Origin of the sequence: uncultured Exiguobacterium sp., from assembly GCF_964277885.1 — a bacterium.
Classification (GTDB): domain Bacteria; phylum Bacillota; class Bacilli; order Exiguobacteriales; family Exiguobacteriaceae; genus Exiguobacterium_A.
In genome coordinates, this window is sequence record NZ_CAXYJR010000005.1 from 834,649 (window position 1) to 858,065 (window position 23,417).

22 protein-coding genes are annotated in these 23,417 nt (G+C 49.3%); all 22 read left to right on the forward strand.

Features of this window, described 5'->3' with window-relative positions; translation table 11 throughout:
* Positions 1-7 precede the first annotated feature (7 nt).
* The 22 genes from ACHWTJ_RS05880 to pyrE all read left to right on the forward strand — a co-directional run bounded on the left by ACHWTJ_RS05880 (position 8) and on the right by pyrE (position 23,364).
* Positions 8-787 (forward strand): cell division protein FtsQ/DivIB, encoded by a 780-nt coding sequence (locus ACHWTJ_RS05880; RefSeq protein WP_294740747.1) that lies wholly within the window; start codon positions 8-10, stop codon positions 785-787.
* A 229-nt stretch (positions 788-1,016) separates the two neighbouring features.
* Positions 1,017-2,321, forward strand: a complete 1,305-nt coding sequence (ftsA, locus tag ACHWTJ_RS05885) for a cell division protein FtsA (protein ID WP_294740749.1) — start codon at positions 1,017-1,019, stop codon at positions 2,319-2,321.
* 46 nt (positions 2,322-2,367) lie between these two features.
* Positions 2,368-3,528: a cell division protein FtsZ gene (gene ftsZ / locus ACHWTJ_RS05890; RefSeq protein WP_294740751.1), complete on the forward strand. Its 1,161-nt coding sequence runs from the start codon at positions 2,368-2,370 to the stop codon at positions 3,526-3,528.
* A gap of 84 nt (positions 3,529-3,612) precedes the next feature.
* Complete coding sequence (gene pgeF / locus ACHWTJ_RS05895; RefSeq protein ID WP_294740753.1) at positions 3,613-4,389, forward strand: peptidoglycan editing factor PgeF; 777 nt, start codon at positions 3,613-3,615, stop codon at positions 4,387-4,389.
* A complete protein-coding gene (locus ACHWTJ_RS05900) occupies positions 4,376-5,047 on the forward strand; it encodes a YggS family pyridoxal phosphate-dependent enzyme (protein ID WP_294740754.1) in 672 nt (223 codons plus the stop codon). The genes pgeF and ACHWTJ_RS05900 overlap by 14 nt, the downstream gene beginning before the upstream one ends.
* Positions 5,048-5,240: 193 nt before the next feature.
* The gene (locus ACHWTJ_RS05905) at positions 5,241-5,567 is read left to right on the forward strand and encodes a cell division protein SepF (RefSeq protein ID WP_231496839.1); all 327 of its coding nucleotides are present in this window, start codon (positions 5,241-5,243) and stop codon (positions 5,565-5,567) included.
* Between the two features lie 2 nt (positions 5,568-5,569).
* A complete protein-coding gene (locus tag ACHWTJ_RS05910; protein ID WP_035406819.1) occupies positions 5,570-5,845 on the forward strand; it encodes a YggT family protein in 276 nt (91 codons plus the stop codon).
* Positions 5,842-6,612 (forward strand): RNA-binding protein, encoded by a 771-nt coding sequence (locus ACHWTJ_RS05915; RefSeq protein WP_294740756.1) that lies wholly within the window; start codon positions 5,842-5,844, stop codon positions 6,610-6,612. The genes ACHWTJ_RS05910 and ACHWTJ_RS05915 overlap by 4 nt, the downstream gene beginning before the upstream one ends.
* Before the next feature lie 24 nt (positions 6,613-6,636).
* On the forward strand, positions 6,637-7,158 hold the full coding sequence (locus ACHWTJ_RS05920; protein ID WP_023468794.1) for a DivIVA domain-containing protein: 522 nt from the start codon (positions 6,637-6,639) through the stop codon (positions 7,156-7,158).
* A gap of 298 nt (positions 7,159-7,456) precedes the next feature.
* Complete coding sequence (ileS, locus tag ACHWTJ_RS05925) at positions 7,457-10,192, forward strand: isoleucine--tRNA ligase (protein WP_394679254.1); 2,736 nt, start codon at positions 7,457-7,459, stop codon at positions 10,190-10,192.
* 72 nt (positions 10,193-10,264) lie between these two features.
* The gene (gene lspA / locus ACHWTJ_RS05930) at positions 10,265-10,741 is read left to right on the forward strand and encodes a signal peptidase II (RefSeq protein ID WP_294749728.1); all 477 of its coding nucleotides are present in this window, start codon (positions 10,265-10,267) and stop codon (positions 10,739-10,741) included.
* Positions 10,738-11,661, forward strand: a complete 924-nt coding sequence (locus ACHWTJ_RS05935; protein WP_294749727.1) for an RluA family pseudouridine synthase — start codon at positions 10,738-10,740, stop codon at positions 11,659-11,661. Before lspA ends, ACHWTJ_RS05935 begins: the two co-directional genes overlap by 4 nt.
* A 248-nt stretch (positions 11,662-11,909) precedes the next feature.
* Positions 11,910-12,440 carry a bifunctional pyr operon transcriptional regulator/uracil phosphoribosyltransferase PyrR gene (gene pyrR / locus ACHWTJ_RS05940; RefSeq protein ID WP_294749731.1) on the forward strand — a complete coding sequence of 177 codons (531 nt, stop codon included), beginning with the start codon at positions 11,910-11,912 and terminating at the stop codon, positions 12,438-12,440.
* 51 nt (positions 12,441-12,491) lie between these two features.
* Positions 12,492-13,805, forward strand: a complete 1,314-nt coding sequence (locus tag ACHWTJ_RS05945) for a uracil-xanthine permease family protein (RefSeq protein WP_294749726.1) — start codon at positions 12,492-12,494, stop codon at positions 13,803-13,805.
* Between the two features lie 123 nt (positions 13,806-13,928).
* Complete coding sequence (locus ACHWTJ_RS05950; RefSeq protein WP_394679255.1) at positions 13,929-14,864, forward strand: aspartate carbamoyltransferase catalytic subunit; 936 nt, start codon at positions 13,929-13,931, stop codon at positions 14,862-14,864.
* A complete protein-coding gene (locus tag ACHWTJ_RS05955; RefSeq protein WP_394679256.1) occupies positions 14,848-16,119 on the forward strand; it encodes a dihydroorotase in 1,272 nt (423 codons plus the stop codon). The genes ACHWTJ_RS05950 and ACHWTJ_RS05955 overlap by 17 nt, the downstream gene beginning before the upstream one ends.
* The gene (locus ACHWTJ_RS05960; protein WP_023468786.1) at positions 16,112-17,200 is read left to right on the forward strand and encodes a carbamoyl phosphate synthase small subunit; all 1,089 of its coding nucleotides are present in this window, start codon (positions 16,112-16,114) and stop codon (positions 17,198-17,200) included. Before ACHWTJ_RS05955 ends, ACHWTJ_RS05960 begins: the two co-directional genes overlap by 8 nt.
* A complete protein-coding gene (carB, locus tag ACHWTJ_RS05965) occupies positions 17,193-20,402 on the forward strand; it encodes a carbamoyl-phosphate synthase large subunit (protein ID WP_394679257.1) in 3,210 nt (1,069 codons plus the stop codon). Before ACHWTJ_RS05960 ends, carB begins: the two co-directional genes overlap by 8 nt.
* Positions 20,399-21,130 (forward strand): NAD-dependent dihydroorotate dehydrogenase B electron transfer subunit, encoded by a 732-nt coding sequence (locus ACHWTJ_RS05970; protein ID WP_394679258.1) that lies wholly within the window; start codon positions 20,399-20,401, stop codon positions 21,128-21,130. The genes carB and ACHWTJ_RS05970 overlap by 4 nt, the downstream gene beginning before the upstream one ends.
* Positions 21,127-22,059: a dihydroorotate dehydrogenase gene (locus tag ACHWTJ_RS05975; protein ID WP_394679259.1), complete on the forward strand. Its 933-nt coding sequence runs from the start codon at positions 21,127-21,129 to the stop codon at positions 22,057-22,059. The genes ACHWTJ_RS05970 and ACHWTJ_RS05975 overlap by 4 nt, the downstream gene beginning before the upstream one ends.
* On the forward strand, positions 22,034-22,735 hold the full coding sequence (pyrF, locus tag ACHWTJ_RS05980; RefSeq protein WP_394679260.1) for an orotidine-5'-phosphate decarboxylase: 702 nt from the start codon (positions 22,034-22,036) through the stop codon (positions 22,733-22,735). The genes ACHWTJ_RS05975 and pyrF overlap by 26 nt, the downstream gene beginning before the upstream one ends.
* Positions 22,723-23,364, forward strand: coding sequence for an orotate phosphoribosyltransferase (gene pyrE / locus ACHWTJ_RS05985; protein ID WP_394679827.1), 642 nt, complete (start codon positions 22,723-22,725; stop codon positions 23,362-23,364). Before pyrF ends, pyrE begins: the two co-directional genes overlap by 13 nt.
* Positions 23,365-23,417: the final 53 nt, after the last annotated feature.

Here is a 23,417-nt window from a genome sequence, read left to right on the forward strand (position 1 = left end):
ATGAGACGTGAGGGAACGGAGAGCGGTCGGACGACCACAAGAGGACGAGAACGTCCGCAGTCTCGAAGATAAGATACCTTATATCCGTGAACAACGTCGCAAAAAGGCCAATCGAAGACTGATCTATGTTCTGATTTTGATTGGTCTGCTAGTCGGAGTCGTCTTTTATCTACAGTCGAGCTACTCTCGAGTCGCTCGTTTTGAAATCGATGGAAACATCAATGTCAAATCAGCGGATATCTTGCAAGCATCTGGAGTGAAGGTAAATAAGACGCATGCTTTCAATCTATCGGACGAAGACGTTCTTGAACGTATCGAACAAGTTCCCGGCATCCAGGAAGCGACGATGCAAAAGCACTTTTTGCATCAATATCGTGTGACGGTGACGGAAGAAAAAGAGATTGCCTATGCGAAGGATAAGCCGGGAGACCGAATCGTTCTCGCGGATGGAGCAATTATTCCCGGTAAATCGAAAGAAGAGTTGTTCGATGCCCCGATCTTGACCGGTTTTACAGATCAGTCGTTGAAACGGTTGACGAAGGAACTTGTTAAAATTGAGCCAAAAGTGCGAAGTCGGATCTCCGAAATCGTCGCGAATGATAAGACGGACAAGGGTGGTCTGAAATTATTCATGACAGACGGAAATACGGTACTGCTCAGTACTTCTGCTTTTTCAAACTCTTTGAATGAGTATGTAAAAGTTATTTCTGCCCTACCGAAAGGAAAAACAGGAACGATTACAATTGATGGAGGCATCTATTTCAAACCATATAAAGGAAAAAAATAGAAGAGGTACAAGAGGATGGTCTAAGAAAAAACAAACGTGTGTTTTCATTCGATGACCATGATCGGTATCGTCATCAAATCGTAATCTATTCGAACGCTAAGACGGGCAATAACTTCTTTTCGTAAGTATTTATATAGTGTAGACTTAAACGAGAAGAAGCCTGTCCGATTCCTAGAATATAATTAGGAATAAAAAGGATTAGTATTATGAAAGTGGAGGTGTCACTCCCATGGAAACGAAAGGTACGATTGCCGCGCTCGACATTGGGACATCGGAGGTGAAGCTCATCGTCGGTGAACTACTTGGTGGAACGCTGAACGTTCTTGCTGAAGGTTCTGCACCATCCGCGGGTGTTAAACGAGGTGTCATCGTTGACATCGATCAAACAGTACATGCCATTAAACAAGCGGTCACAGAAGTGGAACGTACACTAGGTGAACCAATTGGTGAAGTATATGTCGCTATTTCAGGCGAGCACATTCAAGTGAAAGATTGCCAAGGGATGACGTCAATCAAAGGTGAGGACAATGAAATCACGGATGATGACGTGAAGGATGTCTTGCATTCTGCAATGGTCATGCGGATTCCGAATGAACTGAGCGTGGTTGATGTCTTACCGAAGACGTTTACGGTCGATCAGCAAACAGAAATCACTGATCCGAGAGGAATGATCGGTTATCGTCTCGAAGTAACAGGGAAGCTCATCATCGGAGCGAAGACGATCCTACATAGCATTAAACGTTCCATTGAACGGGCTGGATTAGAGCTTGCTGGATATGTGCTGGAGAGTTTAGCGGTATCTAGAATCGCCGCATCGATTGATGAACTTGAGCTCGGTGTTGGAATCATCGATATCGGACATGAGACGACTACTCTTTCCATCTACGAAAAGAATGACCTCGTCTACTCGACGACGTTGCCTTATGGCGGTGATCATTTGACGCGTGACTTAACGTATAAAATGAACTGTAAATATCAAGACGCAAAACTTGCTAAAGAAGAGTACGGCGTTGCGCTAGAAGCGCTTGGTGATCCGGAGGAGAAGGTCTCCTACGTCACGATTAATGGTGAACACCGTTTCGAACCACAATCAGAGATCGGATTCGTCCTAGAAGCGCGACTTGAGGAAATCTTCGAGATGATTCAAAAACGAATGACGCAAGCGGGATACGCTCATATGAATAGTGGTTTGATCTTATGTGGTGGAAGTTCTTCACTACCTGGCATTGATCAGCTCGGGAAGCGGATTTTCAAGCAGAGCGTCAATGTCTATCAGCCTGCTAGTCTCGGTATTCGTCATCCGAAGTATGCCGTTGCAGCCGGTATGTTACGCTATGTACTCTCAAGAAGCACTGTGTCGAAATCAGGTTTCGATCGGGCGGAAGAGAAAGAAGTCGTAGCGCATGGACGTGAACAGGATGCACTGCTCATGAACGAACAGGCATCACCTGCTCGTGAAGAACGACCAACGCGTGAACAGCCTCCAAAAGAGAAAAAGTCATTCAGTAGTTTCTTTGAGAAATTCTTTGGTTAATGCCTACAAAAAATCCAATGAGTAAAAATATTAGGGGGCCCTTTTTATGTTGCATTTTGATGAAATGATGGACCAAGTAGCAAAAATCAAGGTCATCGGTGTAGGCGGTGGCGGTTCGAACGCCGTCAACCGAATGATTGAACACGGTGTCCAAGGCGTAGAGTTCATCGCGGTAAACACGGATGCTCAGGCATTGAACATGTCACAAGCTGACGTGAAATTACAACTCGGCGCAAAATTGACACGTGGTCTCGGTGCGGGTGCCAATCCGGAAATCGGTAAAAAAGCGGCAGAAGAGAGCCGTGAACAATTAACAGAAATCCTTTCAGGCGCTGACATGGTCTTCGTCACAGCCGGTATGGGTGGTGGGACCGGAACGGGAGCTGCTCCTGTCATCGCTGAGATTTCAAAAGAAATCGGTGCATTGACAGTCGGCGTCGTGACAAAGCCATTTATGTTTGAAGGACGTAAACGAATGCAACATGCTGTTTCTGGTGTCCAGAACTTCAAAGAAAAAGTTGATACGTTGATCGTCATTCCGAACGATAAGTTACTTGAAATCGTTGATCGGAATACACCGATGCTTGAAGCGTTTAAAGAAGCGGATAACGTCTTGCGTCAAGGTGTACAGGGTATCACTGATTTGATCGCCGTACCTGGTCTCATCAACCTTGACTTCGCTGACGTGAAGACGATCATGACCGAAAAAGGTTCTGCTTTGATGGGTGTCGGTGTCGCGACAGGTGAACATCGTGCGACGGAAGCAGCGAAAAAAGCGATTTCGAGTCCGTTGCTTGAGACATCGATCGAAGGTGCGAAAGGTGTTCTAATGAACATCACGGGTAGTGCGAACCTTAGCTTGTACGAAGTGACGGAAGCCGCACAAATTGTTCAGAGTGCAGCCGATGAGGAAGTCAACTTGATTTTCGGTTCTGTCATCAATGATAACCTAGAAGATGAAATCATCGTCACAGTCATCGCGACGGAATTCGAAAACGAACCACTCGATTTCGAAATTCCATCCGCACAAGAGATGATGAAAAACCTCTTGAAGAAAAAACAAGCGACTCCACCACCAACAGAGGAGTCAAAACCACAACCACAAGTCGAAGAGACACCTGTCAGCTCGAATCCTGAACCGGCTAAAGCGCCAGATGTCGAAGAAACGATGGACATCCCATCTTTCCTTCGCCGGAATAATCGTTGATCGATGTTCCAGTGACACGACTGCTAAACTATGAGGTGTCGCGAAAGCGGCGCCTCTTTTTTTAAAATCAAAGGAGGCATGAACATGTTTGGACAATGGATCAAATGGGATACACCTACAGGTACCGTGCGTGCTGCCTTTACGACGAAGTTCGCTGCCCCTCATGAAAACGGAAATTTAGGGTTACATGTCAACGATGATCGCGACGGTGTCATCCAGAACCGACAAGTCATCGCACGTCAACTTGATCTATCCCTTGAGAACTCGATTTGGGCACAGCAAGTTCACGGAAATCACGTCGAACAGGTGACGACACTTGACTCGGGGCGCGGTGCTTTGGATTACGAAACAGCGATTCCGGGTACAGATGGATTGGTGACGACCGATTCGAATGTCTTATTGATGATGCTCTTCGCTGATTGTGTTCCGTTGATTTTTTGTGATCCGACAACAGGAATCATTGCGAACACGCACGCTGGATGGAGAGGGACTGTTAGCAATATCGTTGAAGAGACAGTCAAACAAATGGAACGTGCGGGTGCGAGTCGTTCATCGATTCAAATGGTCATTGGTCCATCGATTCGTGATTGTTGTTACGAAGTCGATCAACCGGTCATCGATGCAATCGATGCACTCGAACTCGATGAGTCTCCTTACATACGCAAGGAAGATGGAAAAGCGATGTTATCGCTACAAAAAACGAACGCTGCGCTAGCTGAGCGTTGTGGAGTGGGTGATGTCCTTGACTCAGGTCTATGTACACACTGTCAGGCGGAAGATTACTTCTCTTATCGCCACGGCGACCACGGTGGGCGCTTTGCAAGTTTGATCGTAAAGGAGTCATTGGATGTCAATTCTTGATAATGTACAAGAAGTTACAAAACGAATGGAAAAAGCGAGTGAAAAGAGTTCTTCTGAAAAGCAGGTACAGTTGATTGGTGTGACGAAATCAGTCTCAAGTCAAGTTGCTTCTGAATTATTAGCAGCTGGCGTTACCCATCTCGGAGAAAATCGTCCGGACGGATTGCTTGAAAAACAGGCAGAGCTCGGACGAACGGCATGTACGTGGCACTTCATCGGCACGTTACAGACACGTAAAGTTCGTCAAATCATCGACGCCATTGATGTATTGCATTCGCTCGACCGTCTTCATTTGGCGGAAGAAATCAATAAACGAACGGATCGGATCATTGATTGTTTCATTCAAGTCAACGTTTCTGGAGAAGAATCGAAGCAAGGCATCGCGCCGGAGGATCTACCATCGTTTTTACATGAAATCGGGCAATATCCCGCGATTCGTATCATCGGATTGATGACGATGGCTCCTTTAACGGAAGATACAACACGTATACGTGAAGTTTTCCGATCGTTAAAAACATTGCAAGAAGAGGTCAAGGCGAAAAAATTGTCGTATGCTCCATGTACGGAGTTATCCATGGGGATGTCATCGGATTTCGAGATTGCCATCGAAGAAGGGGCGACGTTCGTCCGAGTCGGGACGACGCTCGTTCACACCTAAACGAGAAGAAGGGAGAATGGATATGAGTTTCAAATCAAAAATGCAAAATCTATTTCTCGGCAACAGCGATGATTTAGATGAACTCGAGTATGAAAATGATGCTACAATAAATAAAGGTAGAGGTGCTTCACAACAAGAGTACGAAGAGTATTACGAGGAATCTACCCCAAGTGTTACTCAAAAGGAGGACAGCGTGAGACAATCGAATATTGTACCGTTACATGCGACGAAAAAAACGAAATCACAAGTTATCTTGAGTGAACCACGTGTCTTCAACGAAGCCCAGGAGATTGGGGAACATCTTCGTCAGAATCGTGCTGTCATCGTCAATATGCAGCGTATGTCAAAAGATCAATCACGACAGATGATCAACTTCTTATCTGGTGTCGTATTCGCTCTCGATGGAACGATCACGACAATCAGTCAGAATACCCTCCTCTGTGTTCCAAACAATGTCGAGTTGGCTGGTAGCATCTCGAATCTTCTAGGAGAAGATGATATTAATCATAAGGGGTGGTAAATATGGATTCACAAGTGATGTACGCAATTGGTCGTACATTAAGTACGTTATTACAATATTACAGTTATGTCATGATTGTTTATATTTTGCTATCTTGGTTCCCGAATGCTCGTGATTCAAAATTCGGACAAGTGCTCGCGATGTTGGTCGAGCCATTCCTAGCACCCTTCCGTCGTATCATCCCGCCTATCGGAGGCATGCTAGATATCTCACCGATTGTAGCCTTTCTCGTCTTGAACTTGGCACAATCGGGTATCCGAGCTATCTTTTTTGTATGAGTGTATATGATCATTATCGTGGAAGCGAGCGGGAATTCGTCGATTCGGTCTTGAACTGGATTGATCACGTGGAAGCGACGTATACGTTCAAATTAACAGATTTTTTAGACCCTCGTGAACAACAAATCACGCAAGAACTCGTCGGTTCGAAATGCGCCCTCTTTTTTGAGGGCGGTTTCGAAGGCGCTGAACGTAAACGGGCAATCCTCGCACCAGATTATTATGAATACAACGCGGATGACTTTGACATTTCCATTTATCGCATTCATTATCCTACTAAATTCGTTGAACTATCTCATCGTCAAGTCACCGGTACATTATTGAACGTCGGATTGAAGCGTGCCAAATTCGGTGACGTCATCATCCAGGATCAAGTGCAGTTCGCTGTCGCAGACGAAGTCGCGACATACATCGAAGCAAACGTCGAACGCGCAGGCAAGACGAAGATTCGTCTTTCGCGCGTAGACGCAGAAGATCGTTTGAAAGTGAAGGAACAGGAGTGGGAAGAGACACTTGGGTTCGTCAGCTCACTTCGGTTCGATACAGTTGTCAGTGAAATTCTCGGCTTCTCGCGTCAAAAAGCACAGGCGCTCATTAAACAGGGTGAAAGTAAAGTGAATTATAAAGTAGTGGATGACGTGAGTTTCATGCTTGAAGAAGGTGATCTGCTTTCTTTACGTGGAACGGGACGCGTCAAATTGATTGCGATTCTCGGATCAACGAAACGTGATCGAATCAAACTACAATACGGTATTTTAAAAGGATAAGAAACTGCGAAGGAGGAATTCATCATGCCATTAACGCCACTTGATATTCATAATAAGGAGTTCACACGAAAGTTTCGCGGCTATGACGAGGATGAAGTGAACGAATTCCTAGACCAAGTCATCAAGGATTTTGAATTGTTGTTACGTGAGAACCGTCAACAACAGGAAGTCATTCAAAATATGCAAGCGCGTGTCGATTACTTTAGTTCGATGGAAGAAACATTGAATAAATCGATCATTGTCGCACAGGAAGCAGCAGAAGAAGTCAAAGCCAATGCTTCAAAAGAAGCGAGCTTGATTCTAAAGCAGGCAGAACGCGAAGCAGAGCAATTGCAAGACGCAGCACAACGTCGGGCGCAACGGACGGACTTCGAAGTAGAGCAAATGCGCAAAAAAATCGAACTCTATCGTAATCGATTCAAAGTGCTAATTGATGCGCAGATGGAATTGCTGACGAGTCACGACTGGGATGCGTTTGATTTCTCTTCTCGTGGAGCGCTTGACGATGTTCCAGCAGTTGCGTATAATGACGACGATGTCGTATAAATCAAATCAATGACAAGGACACGTCGCATCTTGGACGGTTGACAGCGAATCGGGGAACGGTGGAAGCCCGAGCAACGAAAGAGATGAGGTATCCCCTTGGAGAGCATGACTGAACGTTCACTGAACAGTAAGCCGTGCCGGTTCACTCCCGTTATCGAGTTCTTAAGCGGTCCTGTGTCGGCGAATTGACGAGCAGGATTAGTAGGGTGGTACCGCGAGTTCAGCCAAGCTCGTCCCTATCTCAGGGATGAGCTTGGCTTTTTTTGTACTTTTAAAGCGAAAGGTGAGAGATAGTCAGATGGATTACAAAGAAACCTTATTGATGATGAAAACGGAGTTTTTAATGCGAGGCAACTTGCCAAAACGTGAACCAGATATGCAAGCACGATGGGAAGAGATGAATCTCTACGCCGCGGTCCAGGAAAAGAATGCTGGAAAGCCAACGTTCATCCTCCACGATGGTCCTCCGTACGCGAATGGTGACATCCACATGGGTCACGGATTAAACAAAGTCTTAAAAGACATCATCGTCCGCTACAAATCGATGAATGGCTTCCAGTCTCCGTACGTGCCTGGTTGGGACACACATGGCTTGCCGATCGAAACTGCACTTCAAAAAGCCGGTGTTGATCGTAAATCGATGACGGTCGCAGAATTCCGTGAATTATGTGCAAAATATGCGCTCGAACAAGTTGATCACCAACGCGAACAATTCAAACGTCTCGGCGTTCTCGGTGATTATGACAACCCATACATCACCCTGCAACCAGAATTTGAAGCAGCTCAAATTCGTTTGTTCGGGGATATGGCGAACAAAGGCTATATCTACAAAGGGAAGAAACCGGTCTATTGGTCACCGTCTTCTGAATCAGCACTCGCTGAAGCAGAAATCGAATATCAAGATAAACGGTCAGCTGCCATCTATGTCGCGTTCCAAGTCATGGACGGGAAAAACATCTTAGAGCCAACGGATCATTTCGTCATCTGGACGACGACACCATGGACGATTCCAGCGAACCTCGGAATCTCTGTCAGTGCGGAACTGACATATGCGCGGATCGAGTATCAAGGAAAAGGCTATATCGTAGCGGAAACACTCGTCCCTGAAGTCATCGAAGCACTTGGATGGGAAGATGCGACAGTCGGACGTGTCTTTAATGGTGCGGACTTCGAGTACATGAAGGCGAAACATCCATTGTACGACCGTGAATCACTCGTCATGCTCGGCGATCACGTTACAGCGGAAGCGACAGGTGTCGTGCATACGGCTCCAGGTCACGGGGAAGATGACTTCCGGATCGGTCAAGCGTACGGTCTTGACGTTCTTTGCCCAGTCGACGATAAAGGGGTTATGACAGCAGAAGCTCCTGGATTCGAAGGCATGTTCTATGAGGATGCGAACAAAGAAATCGGTCTTGCACTCGAAGAAGCGGGCGCTCTCTTAAAACTATCGTTCATCAAACACTCGTATCCACACGACTGGCGGACGAAAAAACCGGTCATCTTCCGGGCAACGCCACAGTGGTTCGCTTCAATCAAAGACTTCCGTGCGGAAATCCTTGATGAGATCAAAGGTGTCCAGTGGGTACCAGAGTGGGGCGAAACACGTCTCCACAACATGTTCAAAGACCGCGGCGACTGGGTCATCTCACGTCAACGTGCTTGGGGCGTTCCACTTCCAATCTTCTATGCTGAAGATGGAACGGAAATCGTCACACCAGAAACGATTGATCATATCGCGAATTTATTTGCAGCTCACGGATCAAATGTCTGGTATGAGCGCGAAGCAGTCGACTTGCTTCCTGAAGGATTCACACATCCAGCAAGCCCGAACGGTATCTTCAAAAAAGAAACGGACATCATGGATGTCTGGTTCGATTCTGGTTCATCACATGCCGGTGTCCTTGCGACACGTCCTGAATTGACACGTCCAGCGGATCTCTATCTTGAAGGATCTGACCAATACCGTGGTTGGTTCAACTCGTCGCTATCGACAGCCGTCGCAACGACAGGAAAAGCGCCATACAAAGCGGTCGTCAGTCACGGATTCGTTCTGGATGGTCAAGGTCGCAAGATGTCGAAATCGATCGGGAATACGATCGCACCGATCCAAGTCATGCAACAATTCGGAGCAGAGATTCTTCGCTTGTGGGTGGCATCTGTCGATTATCAAGCTGATGTCCGGGCATCGATGGATAACTTCAAACAAGTCTCAGAGTCATACCGGAAAATCCGCAACACGGTTCGTTTCCTTCTCGGAAACTTGGATCAATTTGATCCTGCGGCGCACCGTGTCGCATTCGAAGACTTACCAGAGTCAGATCGTTTCATGCGGACGAAACTGGATCAACTTGTTGGAAAAGTAAAAGCAGCATATGATGCGTACGACTTTATGTCGGTCTATCAATTGCTCCACAACTTCTGTGTCCTTGATTTGTCGTCGTTCTACCTCGATTACACGAAAGATATCCTGTATATCGAAAAAGCAGACGCGACATCGCGTCGTGCGGTTCAGACGGTCATGTATGATACAGTCGTTGCCTTGTTGCAATTGATGGCACCGGTCTTGCCTCACACAGCAGACGAAGCATGGGAATTCGTACCAGCTGTTGAGACGAAGAGTATCTTCCTGACAGACCTTCCAGAAACGGTCGAAGTCTCAGAAGAAGGACTTGCCCTCATCGAGAAATGGAACGCGTTCCTGACGTTCCGCGATGATGTCTTAAAAGCACTCGAGGAAGCACGCGTTGAGAAACTCGTCGGTAAGACACTCGAAGCGAAACTCTTGCTTGCACCGAAGGAAGAGACGAAAGCCTTGCTCGGAACAATCGATCATCTTGAGCAATTACTCCAAGTCTCACAACTCGAATTCGTGGAAACGACGGATAAGATGTATGAGACGACCGGCATCACGGTTCAAAAAGCTGACGGTGAAAAATGTGAACGTTGTTGGACATATTCGACGGAACTCGGACAAGATCCGGCTCATCCGACGCTTTGCCCACGTTGTACTGAAGTCGTCAATTCTTTATAATGATACAAAGGGAGGGGCGACTGCGACTTCGCAGGACGTCCCTCATTATTTTTGGATGCGGAGGACAATAGGATGTGGCTTTACTTAGGGATTGCTGCTTTACTCGTTGGAATCGACCAGTTGACGAAATGGATCGTCGTTCAAAACATGACGATCGGTCAAGCGATCACGGTCATTCCGGATTTCTTTTATCTCAACTCGTATCGGAATCGGGGCGCTGCGTGGGGAATGCTCGAAGGTAAATTCGGCTTTTTCTTCATCGTTACGGTCGTCGTCGTCATTGGATTGGTTTACTTCCTCTACAAGGAAGGCACGAAAAATAAGGTATTTGCTTGGAGCATCGCGTTATTGCTTAGTGGTGCGATCGGAAATTTCATTGATCGAATGGTTCGAGGAGAAGTCGTTGATTTCTTCCACTTCTTCCCGTTCGGCTATAATTTTCCGATCTTTAATGTCGCAGACGTCTGTTTGACGTTTGGTGTCATCACGATGCTGATCAGCGTCATGTTCGAAGAACGGTTGACTAAGAAAGGAACGATGGATAAATGAATGAAGTAGAAACATGGTCCGTACAAGCGGATGGAGCGACAGGGCGCATTGATAAATGGCTCGCAGAACAAAACGATTGGTCGCGTTCGCAAGTACAGGAATGGTTGAAATCGGGACGTGTCGAAGTCGATGGTCGTGTCGTCAAACCGAACTATAAATTATCGGGAACGGAATCGATTGTCGTTCATATCCCGGAAGCGGTGGAGCTCGAGATCTTACCGGAAGACATCCCACTTGAAGTCGTGTATGAGGACTCGGACGTCATCGTCGTCAACAAACCAAAAGGGATGGTAGTCCACCCGGCGGCAGGTCATGTCTCAGGAACGCTCGTCAACGCCTTATTACACCACTGTCAAGATCTCTCAGGCATCAATGGCGTCAAACGTCCAGGAATCGTTCACCGGATCGATAAGGATACGTCTGGTCTATTGATGGTCGCTAAGAACGACTTAGCGCATGAGTCACTGGCGCATCAATTAAAAGAGAAGACGACGGAACGTCTCTACATCGCGCTCGTGCACGGTGAAATCCCGCACGAACTCGGAACGATCGAAGCCCCAATCGGACGCGATAAGAACGACCGTCAACGGATGACGGTAACGGATAAGAATTCAAAGTCTGCCGTGACCCATTTCCGTGTTCTCGATCGGTACGAAGGCTTTACGGTCGTTGAATGTAAACTTGAAACAGGACGGACGCACCAAATCCGTGTCCATATGCGTTATATCGGTTTCCCACTTGCCGGTGACCCGAAATATGGTCCACGTAAGACGATGAAAATGAACGGTCAAGCCTTGCATGCTGCGGTTCTCGGTTTCGAACATCCACGCACAGGTGAGTGGATGCGCTTTGAAGCACCGCTCCCAGAAGAGATGACATTTGAAATCGGTCAATTGAAAAAACTTGAATTAGAGTCTTGACGTTTTTCTAATAAAACGGTAGAGTATCACCTAGAGAGCGATGCGAGACATCCTCTACTGACACTTCGGTCGTCCGAGTGACGATCCTACCTAACTAGTATCACCTTTAATCGAGTCCGGAGAGGCTGCGAAAGGGAGAACCTACCACGATCGTGCGTAGGCATGCATACAACACGTATGCCATGATTCTGTCTTCGATGACCTTCTGCGGATTTCCGCAGAAGGTCTTTTGTATGAAAGGAGAAACCATGAAACCAGCCGTCATCTTAGATGAAGCTGCGATCGGACGTGCACTGACACGGATCGCCCATGAAATCATCGAACGTAACAAAGGCATTGCTGATTTAATGATCGTTGGAATCAAGACGCGTGGCGAGACACTCGCGAGCCGCCTTGCGAAGCGCATCGAACAGATCGAAGGCAAACCGGTTTTACTCGGTGTTGTCGACATCTCGATGTACCGAGATGACTTGTCAAAGCGCAGTTTAGAGCCGGAAATCAAAGGCTCTGATCTACCGGAAGACATCACCGGAAAAATCGTCGTCCTCGTTGACGACGTGCTTTACACAGGTCGAACGGTTCGCGCCGCGATGGACGCGCTCGTCGACCACGGAAGACCGAGTATGATTCAACTCGCTGTCCTCGTCGACCGCGGACATCGGGAGTTACCGATTCGACCAGATTTCATTGGCAAAAACGTTCCGACGTCACGCGATGAGCAAGTCGTCGTCGCGCTCGCCGAAGTCGATGAAGCCGATCAAGTATTCATTAAACGCTAAAATTCAAAACCTTTAAGGTGGTCCAGAGAGACCAGAAAGGGAGTCATCCATATGGCAAAACATGCCGCAGTACTTGATGTACAAGAAGTACCTACCCATCCTCTAAACTGGCTGATGCTCAGCCTACAACACGTCTTCGCGATGTTTGGTGCGACCGTGCTCGTCCCGCTTTTAACGGGACTCAACACATCGGTCGCGCTCGTCGCAAGCGGAGTCGGCACACTGATTTTCCTCGCCGTCACCCGCTTTAAAGTACCCACATACCTTGGTTCAAGTTTTGCCTACATCGCCCCGATCATCGCCGTCAGTGAACGGTGGGGTGTCGAGGATGCTTTAATCGGCGGAATGGTCGCTGGACTCGTCTACGGACTCGTCTCACTCCTCATCCGCTACACGGGAGCTGCTTGGTTGCTCCGCTTACTCCCACCGGTCGTCATCGGACCGGTCATCATGGTCATCGGTTTATCGCTCGCCCCGACCGCTATCAACATGGCGATGAACGGAGCAGACGGTAAGTACAACGGACTGTACTTCCTCGTCGCGATGGTGACACTCGTTGTCACACTTCTCGCGATGACATATTTAAAAGGGATGTGGAGTACGATACCGATCCTGTTCGGGATCACGGTTGGTTATCTCGTCGCGGCATCGGTCGGAATCATTGATTTCACACCACTGCAACAAGCCACGTTGTTCCACGTGCCGGACTTCACGATTCCGTTCTTGAATTACACACCATCGTGGAATACAGCCGCCTTGCTTCTGATTGTTCCCGTGACGCTCGTCACACTGACGGAGCACATTGGCGAACAAAAAGTGACATCACGGATCATTGGGCGCGAGACGCTCCTAGATCCAGGGATGCACCGGACCGTACTGGGCGATGGGATCGCGAAGACAGTCGCTTCGATGCTTGGCGGACCACCGGTTACGACGTATGGTGAGAACAACGGTGTCATGTCGATCACACGCGTCTACAGTGTTTATGTCCTCGGTGGTGCGGCAGTTCTTGCGATCAGCTTCGGTTTCCTTGGATACGTCGAAGGTTTCATCAAGACGATTCCGACACCGGTCATGGGTGGAATCAGTATCCTCTTGTTCGGAGTCATCGCGTCGAATGGTCTCCGGACGCTGACGGAAAGTAAGATTGACCTTGCAGATAAACGGAACTTGACGATTACAGCCGTCATTCTCGTCACAGGTATCGGAGGCGCGGCACTTAAAATCGGTAACTTCTCTCTCGAAGGAATGGCACTGGCGACGATTCTTGGAATCATCCTGAATCTAGTTCTTCCAAAAACGACAGAGCAGGTCGAAGAAACAACAGAAACCTCTACAACTCAATCGGTAGCTAACAACTTTTAAGACGTTCCGAGAGAACGATAAAGTGAAGGCCATGAAAAGATGCAGGGAATCACTCTGCCTTCTTTCGGCGCACCTTCACTTAGAAGGTGCGCCTTTTTCATGACCTGAAGAGGAGTGAATGATATGAAGACGATCCTAAAAAACCGGCATTTCGTCAACCTAGAAAGTTTATCCACGACAGAAATTAATTCTTTGATTGAACGCAGTCTCGCTTTTAAACGAGGCGAGCCAGCACCAGATTTTTCCGATAAGACGCTCGTCAATCTGTTCTTTGAAAACTCGACTCGGACACGCTCTTCCTTTGAAATGGCAGAACATCGTCTGAACATGCATCTACTGCCGTTCGAAACGGCGACTTCCTCCGTGCAAAAAGGAGAAACGTTACGCGATACATGCAAGACACTCGAAGCAATCGGCGCAGATGCTTTAGTCATTCGCCATGGAGCAACCGGATATTACGAAGAACTGATGCAGACACTCGATATTCCGATCATCAATGCGGGAGACGGGAGCGGTCAACATCCGTCCCAGTCCTTACTCGATTTGATGACGATCGTCGAGACGTACGGAACGGTCGAAGGAAAAGTCGTCGTCATCTGTGGGGACTTACAACATAGTCGCGTCGCCCGATCGAACGCGGACATCTTAAAGCGACTCGGTGCCATCGTCTATGGATCAGGACCTATTGAGTGGTACGACTCTGCGATGGGTATACCGTATCTTCCGATGGATGAAGCAGTCGAACAGTGCGACATCTTGATGTTACTGCGTGTCCAGCACGAACGGCATGACGGGACGACGCGATTTGATCCAGCAGTCTACCACACAACGCACGGATTGACACATGAGCGGATGAAGCGTCTGAAGCATTCCGCGATCGTGCTTCATCCGGCACCGGTCAATCGGGGAGTCGAGATTGCTGACGAACTGGTCGAACATCCGCGATCGCGGATCTTTGAACAGATGAGAAACGGTGTCTTTGCACGCATGGCGATTCTGGAATGGTGCTTTTCAACGAAATCAATCAAAGGAGACGATGCAGATGACAACACGAATTGAGAATGCGAGATGGTACGAGGCGGGACAAGTTCGAACTGGAGATATTCGGATTGAAGCGGGGAAAATCACGGATTTAGCAGCAACACCGCAAGCGAATGAAACGGTCATTGATGCGTCGGGCTTATTCGTTGCACCAGGATTCGTCGACATCCATGTCCACCTGCGGGAACCGGGTGGTGAACATAAGGAGACGATTGCGACTGGCACGGCAGCGGCGGCGGCGGGTGGATTCACGACGATTTGTCCGATGCCGAACACGCGCCCCGTACCTGACGATCGTCAAACACTTGATGCGTTGTTCCAAAAGATTGAAGAGACAGCGTCCGTTCGGGTTTTGCCTTACGCGGCGATTTCAAAAAATCAACTCGGACAAGAACTCGTCGCGTTCGACCAATTAACAGATGCTGTCGCCTTTACGGATGACGGTGTCGGGGTCCAGACGGCAGCAGTCATGCGGACAGCGATGCAACAAGCGGCACGGCTCGGGAAAACGATTGTTGCCCACTGCGAAGATGATTCGTTAAAAGCAGGATGTGTGCATGAGGGAACCTATAGTCGACGGGAAGGACTACAAGGTATTCCGTCACTTGCTGAGAGTATCCACATCGCACGTGATGTCCTGATCGCAGAAGAAACTGGCTGTCATTATCACGTCTGTCATGTCTCGACGAAAGAATCGGTTCGTGTCATCCGTGACGCGAAACGAGCAGGAATTCGGGTGACGGCAGAAGTCACACCGCACCATCTGGTGTTGATCGATGAAGACATACCGAATCAGGACCCGAACTTTAAAATGAATCCTCCCTTACGAAGTGAAGCAGATCGCCAAGCATTGCTCGAGGGGTTAGCGGACGGAACGATTGATTGCATCGCGACCGATCACGCTCCCCATGCGTCAGAAGAGAAGGCACTCGGTATCGAACGCGCTCCGTTCGGCATCACAGGGTTCGAGACAGCCTTCCCACTCCTCTATACGAAGCTTGTCGCTGAAGGAGAGATGCGACTTGAGACATTGATCCGGAATTTAACGGATAAGGCAGCAGCCATCTTTGAACTCCCTTACGGCAAACTCGAAGTGGGGGCAGAAGCAGACTTGGTTTTACTTGATCTAGAAACGGAGCGTACCGTATCACCGGAACGATTCCGTTCAAAAGGTAAGAACACACCATTCGCAGGAGAACGGTTAAAAGGATTCCCAGTCATGACACTCGTCAAGGGAGAAATCGTATTCAAGGAGGACACAGCACATGCGTAAACGGACACTGATACTAGAAGATGGGATGACGTTTGAAGGAACAGCATTTGGCTCAGATACGACAACAACAGGAGAAGTCGTCTTTCAGACCGGAATGACAGGGTATCAAGAAATGCTATCGGATCCATCTTACTGTGATCAGATGATCGTGTTGACGAATCCGTTAATTGGAAACTACGGGATCAACCGAGAAGACTATGAGACGACGCGTCCGCTCGCTAAAGCATTGATCGTTCGCGAACATTGTCAGACACCGTCGAACTTCCGGAGTGAGATGTCACTCGATGCGGCACTCCAAGATCTTGATATTCCAGGATTAAGTGGAATTGATACGCGTCAATTGACACGACACATCCGTTCGAAAGGGGTCATGCGCGGACGACTCGTTGACGGTGAGTTCGATTTAGCAGCAGAACTAGTTCATCTTCAAAACGCACCAATCGAGACGGATCAAGTCAAACGGGCCTCAACGGAACGAGCGTACATCATTCCGGGTGCTGGACCGCGGATCGTTCTCGTCGATTTCGGTGCGAAGCTCGGAATCGTCCGCGAACTCGTCAAACGCGGCTGTGAAGTCGTCGTCGTACCCTACGACGTCAGCGCAACGGAAGTCTTACGCTATCGTCCGGACGGTGTAATGCTATCGAACGGACCAGGGAATCCAAAGGATGTCCCAACGGCGATTCCGATGATTCAAGAATTGACGGGAAAAGTCGTCATCTTCGGCATCTGTCTCGGTCATCAGTTGATTGCACTAGCGCACGGGGCGGATACGTTCAAGCTCCCATTCGGTCACCGAGGGGCGAATCATCCAGTCCAAGATATCCGGACAGGTCGCGTCGATATCACGTCGCAAAACCACGGGTATGCCGTTGACGAACAGTCCTTACGCGATACCGTGCTTGAAGTGACGCATCTTGCGATCAACGACGGAACGGTCGAAGGAATCCGTCATACGACAGCAGCGGTCTTCTCCGTCCAGTACCATCCGGAAGCATCACCTGGTCCGATGGATGCGAACGGTCTATTCCAACAGTTTTTAGAAGAAATCACGAAACAACAGGAGGTCTCTCATGCCTAAACGTCAAGATATCCAGAAAATTCTCGTTATCGGGTCCGGTCCTATCGTGATCGGACAAGCAGCTGAATTCGACTACGCTGGAACACAAGCGTGTCAAGCCTTGAAGGAAGAAGGATATGAAGTCATCCTCGTCAACTCGAACCCAGCAACGATCATGACGGATCCAACGGTCGCTGATCGTGTCTACATCGAGCCCCTCCAAGCAGAGTTCGTCTCACGGATCATCCGCAAGGAACGTCCGGATGCCTTGCTTGCGACACTCGGAGGTCAAACGGGTCTGAACTTGGCTGTCGAACTGGATCGTCTCGGTGTCCTTGCTGAGTATGGTGTCGAGTTACTCGGTACGAAATTGTCAGCAATCGAAGAGGCAGAAGATCGTGATTTGTTCCGTCAACTGATGTTTAAACGCGGGCATGGTGTGCCGGACAGTGAAATCGTGCATACGCTTGAAGAGGCACAACAATTCCGACAACAGATCGGTCTACCGATCATCATCCGTCCGGCGTATACGCTTGGGGGAACGGGCGGCGGAATCGCCAACACACCAGAAGAGTTCACGCGAATCGTCGAAGGGGGACTCAAGGCAAGTCCGGCAACACAGGTACTTCTTGAAAAATCAATTGCCGGGATGAAGGAAGTCGAGTTCGAAGTTATGCGCGATGCGACGAATCAGGCGATCATCGTCTGTGCGATGGAAAACTTCGATCCCGTCGGTGTTCATACTGGAGACTCGATCGTCTTCGCACCGACCCAAACGCTATCGGATCGCGATTATCAATTGCTACGAAACGTCTCGCTCGATATCATTCGTGCACTTGGAATCGAGGGCGGATGTAACATCCAGTTCGCACTGGATCCGACGAGCTTCGACTACTATGTCATCGAAGTCAACCCACGTGTCTCACGCTCGTCCGCACTCGCGTCAAAAGCAACGGGTTACCCAATCGCAAAACTAGCTGCGAAGATTGCCGTCGGGTATGCCTTATCCGAATTAAAGAACCCGATCACTGAGACAAGTTTTGCTTCCTTCGAACCGGCACTCGATTATGTCGTCGCCAAGATTCCGCGCTGGCCTTTCGATAAATTCGAAACGGCAGATCGAACACTCGGCACACAGATGAAAGCAACTGGTGAGGTCATGGCAATGGGACGGACGATGGAAGAGGCATTACTGAAAGCCGTTCGTTCACTCGAGATTGGTACAGCGGATCTATATATGCCACGTTTCATCAAAATGGCAGATGATGCCTTACAACAAGCGATTCGTCAAGCGACGGACGATCGACTCTTCGCCTTGTACGCGGGCTTCGTCCGCGGTTACAGCGTCGGACAGATTCATGACTGGACGGCGATTGATCGCCTATTCCTAGAGAAGTTGCACCATATTTGGCAGCTCGAGCAATCGGTCGCGGCTGGTTTGACACCTGAGCTACTCCTGCATGTGAAGCGGTATGGATTCAGTGACCCGATGCTCGCTCGGATCACCGGACAAACGGAAACGGAGATTCGCCGGATGCGTGAAGCACAAGCGATTCACCCGGTCTATAAGATGGTCGATACGTGTGCGGCAGAGTTCGCGTCCGACACGCCATACTACTACGGAACATACGAACGTGAAAATGAAGCAATCGCGACGAACCGTTCTTCGATTCTCGTCTTAGGATCAGGTCCGATCCGGATTGGTCAAGGCGTCGAGTTCGATTATGCGACAGTCCATTCGATTCAAGCGATTCGACAAGCCGGATACGAAGCAATCATCGTCAACAACAATCCGGAAACGGTGTCGACCGACTTCTCGATTTCCGATCGGCTCTACTTTGAACCACTGACGACGGAAGATGTACTAGAAGTCATCCGAAACGAACGTCCACTCGGTGTCATCGTCCAGTTCGGTGGACAGACAGCGATCAACTTAGCCGAGTCATTAGCAGCAGAAGGTGTAAAAATCCTCGGCACATCGCTTGAGGATCTCGACCGGGCCGAGGACCGGAAACAGTTCGAAGCAGCATTGACAGCACTTGACATTCCACAGCCACCAGGTAAAACGGCCGTCACGGTCGAAGAAGCGGTCACGGCAGCAGCGTCACTCGGTTACCCGGTTCTCGTTCGTCCATCGTATGTCCTCGGCGGTCGGGCAATGGAAATTGTCTATGCTCAAGAAGAACTCGAACATTACATGAAACACGCGGTCATCGCCTCACCGGAACGACCAGTCCTCGTCGACCGCTACCTGACAGGAATCGAACTCGAAGTCGACGCGATCTGCGACGGAACGGATGTCGTTATTCCAGGAATCATGGAGCATATCGAACGTGCCGGTGTTCACTCGGGTGACTCGATTGGTGTCTATCCGCCACAACGGGTCTCCCAAGACATCAAGGACCGGATCGTCGACTACACGACACGGATTGCGAAAGCATTCGGCATCAAAGGCTTACTCAACATCCAGTTCGTCTACGCGGACGGCGCCCTCTATGTCCTTGAAGTCAATCCGCGTGCCAGCCGGACGGTGCCATTCATCTCGAAAGTGACGGGACTTCCGGTCGCGCGTCTCGCAACGGACATCATTCTCGGTGAGACACTTGCTTCTTATGGGTTAACAAGTGGTGTCCTTCCGGAAGAACCGCTCGTCTCGGTCAAAGTGCCGGTCTTCTCATTTGCGAAGCTTAAAGAAGTCGACCCGACGCTCGGACCGGAAATGAAATCAACCGGTGAAGTCATCGGAACGGACCGGACACTTGAAAAAGCACTTTATAAAGGGTTACTCGCATCAGGAATGGCGATTCCAGAGCACGGTCGTGTCCTCTTGACGGTCGCAGATCCAGATAAAGCAGAAATGACGGATCTTGCACGACGCTTTGCCTCACTTGGATTCACGTTACTCGCAACGGAAGGAACGGCAGCCTACTTGACGGAGCAAGGATTACCGGTCCAGACGGTCGGCAAAATCGACTCGTCTTCCGAATCGATGCTCGACGTGATTGAAAAAGGGGAGATCGAATACGTCATCAATACGATGAGTCGGGACTCACAAGTCACGAAAGATGGCTTCATCATTCGCCGGGCAGCAGCCGAGAATCAAGTCGTCTGTCTGACATCACTCGATACGGCGGAAGCAATTCTACGCGTCATCGAAAGTCGCTCGTTCGAAGCGAGTGCGATCCAAGCTTTCACACACGAAAAGAAAGTGGTGATCCAATGAAGCAACTCTTGACGGTCGTCTCTCGACGAACGGTAGCTCAGGGTGCGACAGAACTCGTCTGTCGCCTCGAGCAACCTCAGGACATCGAACCAGGGCGATTCATGCATCTGCGCGTCGGTCCACTCTTACGCCGACCGATCTCGATTGCCCGGGTCGATCGTGACTTGATCACGTTTCTCTTTAAAGAAATCGGACAAGGAACAGCAGAACTGGCTTCCTTGCGTCCGGATGATACGATCGATGCCCTCGGACCGCTTGGTAACGGGTTTCCGATTGCTGCGATCCATCCAACTCAACGCGTCGTCCTCGTTGGTGGAGGGATCGGTGTCCCGCCGCTGTATGAGACGATGCGCCAACTTGTCGCCCTGGGTGTGACCTGTGAAGCGATTCTAGGATTCGATACGGCAACAAGTGTTTTTTACGAAGCGGAATTCCAAGCACTCGGTAAGACGACGGTCACGACCGTCGATGGGACGCATGGCACAAAAGGGTTCGTCACGGCTGCCTTACGTCCGGAAAGCTACGATGTCCTACTCGCCTGCGGACCGGAACCGATGCTGAAGTCACTACAGCAACAACCGATTGAACATAAGTATCTGTCGATCGAAAACCGAATGGGTTGCGGGATCGGAGCATGCTTTGCCTGTGTCTGTCAAACACCGACGGGCGGGTACGTCAAGACGTGTTCCGATGGTCCAGTCTTTCGGGCAGAGGAGGTCGTACTATGACGGAACGATTGCGTGTCGAGTTGCCGGGACTCTCTTTAAAAAATCCGATCATGCCGGCATCCGGATGTTTTGGGTTCGGTGAGGAATATGCGAAGTTGTATGATTTATCAGAGCTTGGGGCAATCATGATTAAAGCAGCGACGGGTGAAGAACGCTACGGAAACCCGACGCCGCGTGTCGCAGAGAGTGGGATGGGGATGTTGAATGCAATCGGTCTCCAAAACCCGGGTGTCGATGGCATCCTAACGAATAAAATGCCTTTCCTCGAGACGTTCGATACGGCGATCATCGCCAATGTCGCGGGTTCGACACCGGAAGAATATGAGCTCGTCGCAGAGAAAATGAGTCAGCATCCTGGCATCCATGCACTGGAATTAAATATTTCTTGTCCGAACGTCAAATCGGGGGGAATTCAATTCGGAACGGATCCGTCGCTTGCTGCTGAATTGACACGACGTGTCAAACGGGTCTCGACTAAACCGGTCTACGTCAAACTATCACCGAATGTCGCCTCGATCGTTGAGATGGCACGTGCCGTCGAAGCAGCTGGTGCAGATGGTCTGACGATGATCAATACACTCGTTGGGATGCGAATCGATGTCCGGACGGGGCAGCCGATCCTTGCCAATCGGATTGGTGGATTATCAGGTCCATCGATCAAACCGGTCGCGATTCGGATGATTCATGATGTCGCGCAAGTCGTCTCGATCCCGATCATCGGCATGGGTGGCGTAATGGAGGTCGATGATGTCCTCGAAATGATTTACGCCGGGGCTTCGGCTGTTGCCGTCGGTACCGCAAACTTCGTCAATCCATACATCTGTCAAGAATTGATTCAGCAGTTACCAGAACGGATGAACGAACTTGGCATCGATCATATTTTAGACATCAGGGGGAAAGCATATGAATCAACTTTACATCGCGCTTGATTTTCCGACCGAAGCAGAAGTTTTTTCGTTTCTTGAACGGTTTGAAGCGACACGACCAGCCGTGAAAATCGGGATGGAATTGTTTTATGCAGCAGGCGGAACGTTCGTCCGTAAACTCGTCGAGCGTGGACACGCGGTGTTCCTCGATGTCAAAGTCCACGACATTCCAGAAACGGCACGCCGGACGATGCGGATCATCGGACAATTAGGCGTCGAACTGACGAACGTCCATGTTGCTGGTGGGAAAGAGATGATGATCGCAGCCCGAGAAGGACTGCGTGAGACGAAAGCCAAGACACAACTGATTGGCGTGACTCAGTTGACATCTACGGATGAAGCGATGTTACGCGATTTAAAGATTGAAGGAGCGATGCCGGCTGTCGTTCGTGCGTATGCGCAACTCGCAGAAGCAGCGGGACTAGATGGTATCGTCTGTTCAGCACTCGATCTTCCGGAATTAGTTCCAGCCTGTCGAGCAGATTTTCGGTTCGTCACACCCGGCATTCGTCCGACGAACAGTCAAGCGGATGATCAAAAGCGGGTCGCAACCGTTCTTGATGCTCGTCAAAATGGAGCGTCGGATTTAGTCATCGGTCGTCCGATTACACGTGCTGAACATCCAGAACAGGTCTATCACATGTTACTTGAACAATGGAAGGGGCAATTCTCATGGTAAATCCAATCGCTAGTGCATTACTCCGTATTGAAGCCGTCACCTTATCACCAAATGATCCATACACATGGGCGAGTGGACTTCGTTCACCGATCTATTGTGATAATCGGTTGACGCTGTCGTACCCGGAAGTTCGTTCCTTAATTGCCGATGCACTCGCTGAGAAAGTGAAGGGACTTGCAGTCGATGTGATTGCGGGAACCGCTACGGCAGGCATTCCGCATGCAGCATTCGTCGCAGAACGGCTAGGATTACCGATGGTTTACGTACGTAGTGGGAATAAGAAACACGGAAAAGGAAATCAAATCGAAGGTGTCGTTCATCCTGGACAACGCGTCGTCGTCATCGAAGATTTATTATCGACCGGAATGTCTGCGATCGAGGCGGCGGAAGCTCTGCAAGCAAAAGGAGCGAACGTTATTCGCATTCAAGCGATCTTCTCGTACGGGATGGAGCGCTTGTCAAACAATCTCCGAGAGGCAAAAATGGACGCGGATGCATTACTGACGTTCGAAGCGTTACTCGAAACGGCACAACAACAAGGTGATATCACAGCAGAAGAGCAACAGCAATTGGCGGATTGGTCAAAGAATCCGGTTGCTTGGAGTGAACGTTTTACCGCAAGCGTTTAAATAAAAAAGAAGCGATTCCGTCGAACGACCTACGATTTCTCGTGTAAGATTTG

Coding starts and splice junctions, on each gene's coding strand:
- carB (WP_394679257.1), top strand. CDS start 17,193: ATGCCTAAACGTCAAGATATCCAGAAAATTCTCGTTATCGGGTCCGGT.
- ACHWTJ_RS05975 (WP_394679259.1), top strand. CDS start 21,127: ATGACGGAACGATTGCGTGTCGAGTTGCCGGGACTCTCTTTAAAAAAT.
- ACHWTJ_RS05950 (WP_394679255.1), top strand. CDS start 13,929: ATGAAGACGATCCTAAAAAACCGGCATTTCGTCAACCTAGAAAGTTTA.
- ACHWTJ_RS05945 (WP_294749726.1), top strand. CDS start 12,492: ATGGCAAAACATGCCGCAGTACTTGATGTACAAGAAGTACCTACCCAT.
- ftsA (WP_294740749.1), top strand. CDS start 1,017: ATGGAAACGAAAGGTACGATTGCCGCGCTCGACATTGGGACATCGGAG.
- pyrF (WP_394679260.1), top strand. CDS start 22,034: ATGAATCAACTTTACATCGCGCTTGATTTTCCGACCGAAGCAGAAGTT.
- ACHWTJ_RS05915 (WP_294740756.1), top strand. CDS start 5,842: ATGAGTGTATATGATCATTATCGTGGAAGCGAGCGGGAATTCGTCGAT.
- ACHWTJ_RS05960 (WP_023468786.1), top strand. CDS start 16,112: ATGCGTAAACGGACACTGATACTAGAAGATGGGATGACGTTTGAAGGA.
- ACHWTJ_RS05935 (WP_294749727.1), top strand. CDS start 10,738: ATGAATGAAGTAGAAACATGGTCCGTACAAGCGGATGGAGCGACAGGG.
- ileS (WP_394679254.1), top strand. CDS start 7,457: ATGGATTACAAAGAAACCTTATTGATGATGAAAACGGAGTTTTTAATG.
- lspA (WP_294749728.1), top strand. CDS start 10,265: ATGTGGCTTTACTTAGGGATTGCTGCTTTACTCGTTGGAATCGACCAG.
- ftsZ (WP_294740751.1), top strand. CDS start 2,368: ATGTTGCATTTTGATGAAATGATGGACCAAGTAGCAAAAATCAAGGTC.
- pgeF (WP_294740753.1), top strand. CDS start 3,613: ATGTTTGGACAATGGATCAAATGGGATACACCTACAGGTACCGTGCGT.
- ACHWTJ_RS05970 (WP_394679258.1), top strand. CDS start 20,399: ATGAAGCAACTCTTGACGGTCGTCTCTCGACGAACGGTAGCTCAGGGT.
- ACHWTJ_RS05920 (WP_023468794.1), top strand. CDS start 6,637: ATGCCATTAACGCCACTTGATATTCATAATAAGGAGTTCACACGAAAG.
- ACHWTJ_RS05910 (WP_035406819.1), top strand. CDS start 5,570: ATGGATTCACAAGTGATGTACGCAATTGGTCGTACATTAAGTACGTTA.
- ACHWTJ_RS05900 (WP_294740754.1), top strand. CDS start 4,376: ATGTCAATTCTTGATAATGTACAAGAAGTTACAAAACGAATGGAAAAA.
- ACHWTJ_RS05955 (WP_394679256.1), top strand. CDS start 14,848: ATGACAACACGAATTGAGAATGCGAGATGGTACGAGGCGGGACAAGTT.
- pyrR (WP_294749731.1), top strand. CDS start 11,910: ATGAAACCAGCCGTCATCTTAGATGAAGCTGCGATCGGACGTGCACTG.